The sequence below is a fragment of the Desulfobacterales bacterium genome, assembly GCA_034003325.1.
GTDB lineage: Bacteria > Desulfobacterota > Desulfobacteria > Desulfobacterales > JAFDDL01 > JAVEYW01.
In genome coordinates this window covers 1-6700 of record JAVEYW010000037.1, presented here as the reverse complement: position 1 = coordinate 6700, position 6700 = coordinate 1, and the positions used below count along the sequence as shown (strand labels likewise).

Here is a 6700-nt window from a genome sequence, read left to right as displayed (position 1 = left end):
CTATCTCTGACATTTTCCCGGTCGAGAATGGGCCCACAAATGCTCGTCGGAGACCGGGAAAATGTCAGAGCGTGTATCTGCCACTGACGGTCTCAGGATTTGCTTGAGGCCATAACAAATATCAATACCATGCACACGGACGGGAATTCCGCTGCCGCTTCATTCCCGCCGGTGATGGCTGACCTTTAGCAAATAAACCCAAAAAGGAGAATGAGATCTGTTATGCGTATATTGACCATGGTGTTTGTTACGATATTTCTGTCGGGGTGTTATCAAGCGCAAATTTACCAAACCCGTCCGGATGCTGTTGCTGGGATCAATATCTATACTGTGGATGGAGGTAAAATACCTGGCAATTGGGCATATATTGTCGATGATTCAGTAAAAACTGCATCGCGCCAAATAAAAGCATCTTCGCATGTTTGCAGTTTACATACGTATCCTGTTGATGCCACTGAAGCGCTCTCAACATCTATTGGGCACGCTATGAACAATTTGTTTGAAAATGCCTTTCCACGATCTTCAACTCCATCAGAAGAAATGGTATCTAAAGAGAAGTTGTCAGGGACGGTTATTGTAAAATTAGATGAGTTCTATCCTAAGTTCAATTGCTCAGTAGGCCCCGTGGAGGGGTATTGTTCTGCCACGACAGACATATCATTAACGGCCTTAGTAATTGACTACAAAAAGAAAAAGCAAAGATATGCGCATGCAAACGCCCAGAGAAGCAGTGACGGTGGGGGTGGTCACATGTGCGATGGGGCGAGTAAGGTTATAGCAGAGTCGGTGAAACGAGCGACTAAGGAGGTGTTGGAAAGACTGGCGGAAAAGATATCATTTTTAACGTCTGCAGACAAATAGCACCAGAGAAATTTCAGAACAAAATTTGCTAACAATGCGTTTCACTCTCGACCGGGAACCAGCTCGGCAATTTCCCAAATTAGTCGCATGTACTTCGAAAGTTGCTTTTACAAATGCTTTTTAAGGGTTCCCGGCGGGTGAACTTTTCGTTGGGCGTTGAGAAGGAACACATATGGAATGGACTACGGTGTTATTGATTATTGTTATTGTGCTCTTTGTCGTGACATTGAGGCTAAAGTGGCAAAGTGGAAAACCCGATGGGTATCCATACATTATGAATCAAGTTTTGTTTTCACCTGCGGAGAGGTCTTTCCTTGGGGCCCTAGAGCAAGCGATCGGCGACAAGTATCGCGTATTCGGAAAAGTCCGCGTTGCTGATGTCGTCAGTGTAAAATCAATGTCTAATCGAAGTGTTTGGCAACGATCATTTAACCGTATAAGCGCAAAACATTTCGATTTCGTGATTTGTCAGAAAAGTGATTTGGCGGTTTTTGGTGCCATTGAACTGGATGATAAATCCCATCAGAAGAATAAGCGCCAAGGCCGAGACGCCTTTTTGGTTGGTCTTTGCAACGCTATCTCGTTGCCTCTAATTCAGGTGCCTGCGCGACGAGCCTATTCCGTACCAGAAATCCGAGAAAAAATCCTTGCTGAAGTTAATTTGCCAAGTACCGAACTCGAGCTTTCAGCGATATCTCGCGATATCCCAACAGCCGATCCGCAAACTGAAGCTGTCCATGAGATCATTGAAGCATCCGCGACGATACCACCTGCCGCCGAATCCGAGGGGCCTATATGCCCGAAGTGCTCATCGCCAATGGTGCGGAGAAAATCAAAAAACGGCGCTAATCCAGGACAAGAATTTTGGGGTTGTAGTGATTTTCCAAAGTGTCGCTGCATCATCCCCGTCAGCGCCCAACCATGCCCTGAACCGGAGCGGAATTTCTTGCGCCCTTCGTAGCAAAATAATTCCGCCGCCCGGTTAGGGCGAGCGTTGGGAGTAACAAATGATGCCTGTATCCACATATCTTTTGACATGGAACCCAGCGAAATATTCATGGGATGATATTGATAATTGTATCCACGAGATTTCTGTCCACGGTCATTTCAACAGATATTGGAGCTGTGGCCGTAGCAAGAAACTGAGGCCAGGAGATAGGTTCTTCCTTTTACGACAAAAAATTGAGCCCAGAGGTATTGTCGCATCGGGATATGTAACTTCCGAACCTTATAAAGATGATTCAATCTACAGTGTCCTTCCGGCAAGCGTGCTTAACTTCCAAGGGCGAAATGGGGTTAGTAAAGAGCCATCCAACACCAGAAGGAGGATGGCCAATGGACGAAAATACGACCAGCGAGATCATTTCGTTAGAAACTGTAGCGCAACGGTTTGAGCAATGGCGAAGCAGTCGATCATCCAAGCGTGAACGCATACCCCTCGAATTATGGCACGCAGCTGCTGCCCTTTGTCATTCCTACTCCATAAATAAGGTGTGCCGACGTCTCGGACTCTCAAATACGGATTTGAAACTGCGCGTATCACCGGAGAAAACGAGCACAGGATTTGTGCAATTGGATAGCGGCTGTTTTTCCGGGCAATGGCATCTGACTTGTGACCGGCCGGACGGGGCCAGTTTACGCTTATCGGGCAATGGGATGATGCCGGCGGTCGGTGAGCTGGTACGTGAGTTTTTCTCATGATACAGATCACCCCTCAGATGCGCATCCTGGTGGCCGCGGAGCCGGTGGATTTCCGCAAAGGTATCGACGGGCTCGCAGCGCTTTGCCGTAAGAGACTTCAGGCCGATCCTTTTAGCGGCGCCTTGTTTGTATTTGTGAATAAATCAAGACAGGCCATAAGGGTTTTTATCTTCGATGGCCAGGGATTCTGGATGTGCCATAACCGTCTATCCAGAGGGCGGTTTATCTGGAATTTTCAATCCACATGCCGCAATGGGGTTGCGCTTTCCTCTCGGCAACTCCAGGCGCTGCTGTGGAATGCCGATCCGTTGAAAATGGCAAAAGTCGATGAATTTCGCCCCATCAAAAAAAATGCTTGAATCGAAAAAAGCACTGGCCACGGACAAAAGATTTTGCTATACGGAAACCAAAACGCGTCGAAAGGAATCCGAAATGCAAATTTGTGGCCGGAATTTCAGCCAGCCGGAAATTGACTGGATTGTCCATCAGGTTATAAGCCGGCCGGAATTGACCCGGATCGATTTATCCCGGGAGTTTTGCCGTTACAGGCACTGGTATAAACCCGACGGAGGACTAAAAGAGATGAGCTGCCGGGTAGCGATGCTGCGTTTGGAGCGAAACGGGCTGATCCCTCTGCCGGTGCCGCGAAAAAAGCCGAACCCGGTGAAAGCCGTTAACCGTACGCCGCGGGGAGAACCCGGCTCCGATATCCATTTTGACGCAGGCGCGCTATCGCTTTTTCTTGAACCGGTCAACCGGAAGAGCACCTCTTTTTGGAACGAGTTGATTGATCGCTATCATTATCTGGGCTACTGTCGCATGGGAGGGGCTCAGATGCGCTTCTTTGTCCGCGCGGGAGATCAACTCCTTGCCTTATTGGGTTTTTCCGCCGCCGCATGGCGGGTGGCTCCCCGGGATAGCTTTATCGGCTGGAGCGATTCTGCGCGAAGAGCCCATCTTCATCGCGTCGTGGATAACAGCCGTTTTTTAATTTTACCCTGGGTCCATGGCAAAAACCTGGCATCCCGCATCCTGTCAACGGCAGCGCGCGCGCTTCCCGATCTGTGGCAAGAGCGTTACCATTACCGCCCGCTGCTGCTTGAGACATTTGTTGAAACGCCCCGATTTAACGGCACCTGCTACAAGGCCGCCAACTGGACTTGTGTGGGAAAAACCCGCGGTCGAGGCAAATATGATTACACCAACGCCTGGGGTAAACCGCTCAAAACCATCTGGCTCTACCCTCTGGATCGCAAGTATAAGGAGACGCTATGCCGGTAAAATCACCCAAACGTCTCCAGCTCCCCCCAAAAGAGCTCAAAGCGCTTCAAGAACGAATCAAAAAGCGGGCGCTTCTCGACTCAGACTGGGATAAAATCCATGCGATGAGCGAAACCGTGGAGACACTGAGCCAGGTTATAGAAGAGAAAAATACTTCCATCGGACGATTGTGCAAATATTTGCTGGGCGCTCCCACCGAAACAGCCAGAAATATCCTCAAGCGCAAGGAAAAGTCTGAAGAAAAACCGGAAGCACCCCTCAAAAAACAAAAAGGCCATGGCAAAAAGCCGGCATCCGCCTATGAGGGGGCTACCAGGGTCATTATCGAACACTCCCGGCTTGCGCCCAAAGATCCCTGTCCGGAATGTGAAAAGGGTAAACTCTACGAGTTGGCCATGCCCTCGGTGTTTGTTCACATTACCGGCAACGCACCGCTCAAGGCCACCGTGTATGAACGAACACGGCTTCGCTGCAATCTTTGCGGCGAGGTGTTCACCCCGGCGCTTCCGGCTGAAACGGAAAATAACCGCACGGGAATCTTTACTTCAGGCATCGTCAGCATCCGGGATGAGCATCGGATCGGCCTGTTCATGACCGGCCGGCAGCATGCCGGGGAAAACCTCACTGAACTTTTAAAACAGCGAGCCACTGGCCTTGCGCCCCCTATCCAGATGTGCGATGCCCTCAGCCGCAACGCATCCAAGGATTTTGAAACCATCATGGCCAATTGCCTTAGCCACGCTCGCCGTCAATTTGTGGCATGGGTGAACCGTTTCCCTGAAGAGTGCGAATATGTCATCAAAAAACTGGGAACCGTCTACCACCATGATGCGATTACCAAACAACAGGCACTGCCAATGGAGGAGCGGCTCAAATATCATCAGATTCACAGCGGTCCGCTCATGGCCGATCTTAACGCCTGGTGTAACCGGCAGATCGGTGAAAAACTCGTGGAACCAAACTCCGGCCTGGGCAAAGCGATACATTACATGCTCCGGCATTGGGAAAAATTATCCCGGTTTTTACATGTACCCGGCGCTCCGCTGGATAATAACATATGCGAACAGGCGCTAAAACACGCCATTCTCCACCGCAAAAATGCGCTGTTCTACAAGACCCAACGGGGCGCTAAAGTGGGGGATCTGTTTATGAGCCTGATCCACACTTGTCAGATGGCCGGGATCAATCCACTCGATTATCTTACGTGGCTGCTCAAACAGGCATCGAAGCTGATACTCTCTCCCAGCGATTTCTTGCCTTGGAATTATAACCCTCAACATCCCTAACCTTCATACCAGCAGCGGCCTTGTTGTTGGCTTCTGCCAGTAATTTCGACTCTCTGCTCTGTAAACGGTGGCCCGATAACTGAAAAAAATTTCATTGCGCACGCCTGCCGGAAGAACACCAAATACACGATTAGCGCCATTATCAAACACAGGCGAAAAATAAAGAATCCATTCAACCAGCGCACCGGCCAGCCATTAAAGCAATCTACCCTGAATCAACACACTGTCCGCCTCAAATTTTGCGAACGCAAGGCCCAAAATCTGAAGACGGTAATTCGGCACCTTATCTGGCTCCGGTACATCGAGAGCCCCCGGACGCGGGCACGATGGATTAAACGTTTGCAAGAGGCGGAGTCAAAAAAATATACAAAGGGGCTCAAGGCTGACGAGCGGCGGTTTGTTGAGGCCTATAACGGCTCACCTGTTATGGCTGCCAGGGCTGCCGGCGTGACCGGTAATTATGTCACGGTCAAGCCCCTTGCCATTGCATATCGCTACTCTCCACGAATCGTTAAAGCCCTTGAGCGGAAAGCCGCCATGCGGATACCGGGCCTAAAGATTTTTATTGGCGGTGACTTTGAGGGTGATGGCAAACGGCGAAAGCTCAAGCCAATAGGGGAGTCCGGCCAAGTTCTTGAATTTGACGATTATATCTCAGACATTCACGCGCGCCTGGAAAGTCGAATGTCGATTATTTTGACTGAGGCCATCAAAATAAATGACGCGAGGCCACATTATTTTTACAATGTTTTTTCTAACCTTCGCGATGGGTTAAATGCCTTGGCCACTGACAAGAGGCCTAAAAAATAGCTGGGTTGCCGGCCTCAGCTTCATGGCGGCTTTCGGCTTTGGCAGGTGCCTGGGGTGTATCCAGGGGAAAGGTGATAGAGCGCTTATTAATGGAAACCGGTGACCGGTACCGGGATATTTTGTTTCCGGAAACGTAATGTGATTAATTTGGATACTAGGGGACCTGACCCTTTTGGCAGAATTATCAAAAACACTTGACCGGCTTCCTACGGGGGCCGGTTTTTTATTTTGGGGCTTCATAGGGGGTATGGTTTTTCAACCTGCTGAAAGTCCGTTGATCCAGATCCTTGTACAGTCCTTGTACAAAACGCCAAAAACTTAAAAAGGGGCTCAGCCTTATGAGCTGTAACCCCTTGCTTTTTTTGGTACGCCCGGAGGGATTCGGACCCCCGACCTACGGATTCGAAGTCCGGCGCTCTATCCAGCTGAGCTACGGGCGCGTAAGCGGAAAGGCCATTGCAGGGTATGAACTGCAATGACCCTATTTTTTTAGGTGGGGTGAGTGATGGGACTTGAACCCACGACCACCTGGGCCACAACCAGGTGCTCTGCCAACTGAGCTACACCCACCGCAGAAGAGGCTAACCAATTAACAGATTGAATTGCTTATTTCAAGGGAAATCTATGGCTGGTGCACGGTAAATTTGTTCTAATTCGACGTCACCGGCGCACATGAGTTTTTGGTCATGCGAAAATAGTCGAAGACTGCCCGTGCATTAAACGTGAGCTGTCGCATTTTCTGCGCAATGCTGCGCGCTCCC

Annotated in this window: 7 protein-coding genes and 2 tRNA genes; 7 read left to right on the top strand and 2 right to left on the bottom strand. The window is 49.8% G+C overall.

Translation table 11 applies throughout. The annotated features are described in order from the left end of the window. The first annotated feature begins 222 nt into the window (after positions 1 to 222). The 7 genes from RBT11_20475 to RBT11_20445 all read left to right on the top strand — a co-directional run bounded on the left by RBT11_20475 (position 223) and on the right by RBT11_20445 (position 5939). A complete protein-coding gene (locus RBT11_20475) occupies positions 223 to 861 on the top strand; it encodes a hypothetical protein (protein MDX9789160.1) in 639 nt (212 codons plus the stop codon). 172 nt (positions 862 to 1033) lie between these two features. Beyond that, positions 1034 to 1822 carry a DUF2726 domain-containing protein gene (locus tag RBT11_20470; GenBank protein MDX9789159.1) on the top strand — a complete coding sequence of 263 codons (789 nt, stop codon included), beginning with the start codon at positions 1034 to 1036 and terminating at the stop codon, positions 1820 to 1822. A 374-nt stretch (positions 1823 to 2196) separates the two neighbouring features. Continuing rightward, positions 2197 to 2562 (top strand): hypothetical protein, encoded by a 366-nt coding sequence (locus RBT11_20465; protein ID MDX9789158.1) that lies wholly within the window; start codon positions 2197 to 2199, stop codon positions 2560 to 2562. Then, positions 2559 to 2921, top strand: coding sequence for an IS66 family insertion sequence element accessory protein TnpB (tnpB, locus tag RBT11_20460; protein MDX9789157.1), 363 nt, complete (start codon positions 2559 to 2561; stop codon positions 2919 to 2921). The genes RBT11_20465 and tnpB overlap by 4 nt, the downstream gene beginning before the upstream one ends. Then, positions 2890 to 3843 (top strand): DUF4338 domain-containing protein, encoded by a 954-nt coding sequence (locus RBT11_20455; GenBank protein MDX9789156.1) that lies wholly within the window; start codon positions 2890 to 2892, stop codon positions 3841 to 3843. Before tnpB ends, RBT11_20455 begins: the two co-directional genes overlap by 32 nt. Then, a complete protein-coding gene (locus RBT11_20450; protein ID MDX9789155.1) occupies positions 3834 to 5129 on the top strand; it encodes a transposase in 1296 nt (431 codons plus the stop codon). Before RBT11_20455 ends, RBT11_20450 begins: the two co-directional genes overlap by 10 nt. Before the next feature lie 339 nt (positions 5130 to 5468). Further along, entirely contained in the window at positions 5469 to 5939 is a 471-nt protein-coding gene (locus RBT11_20445; GenBank protein ID MDX9789154.1) for a hypothetical protein, read from the top strand. Positions 5940 to 6302: 363 nt separating this feature from the next. Here the strand turns inward: RBT11_20445 and RBT11_20440 are convergent. Then, a tRNA-Arg gene (locus tag RBT11_20440) sits at positions 6303 to 6379 on the bottom strand. Between the two features lie 54 nt (positions 6380 to 6433). Further along, positions 6434 to 6509, bottom strand: a tRNA-His gene (locus tag RBT11_20435). Between the last annotated feature and the right edge of the window lie 191 nt (positions 6510 to 6700).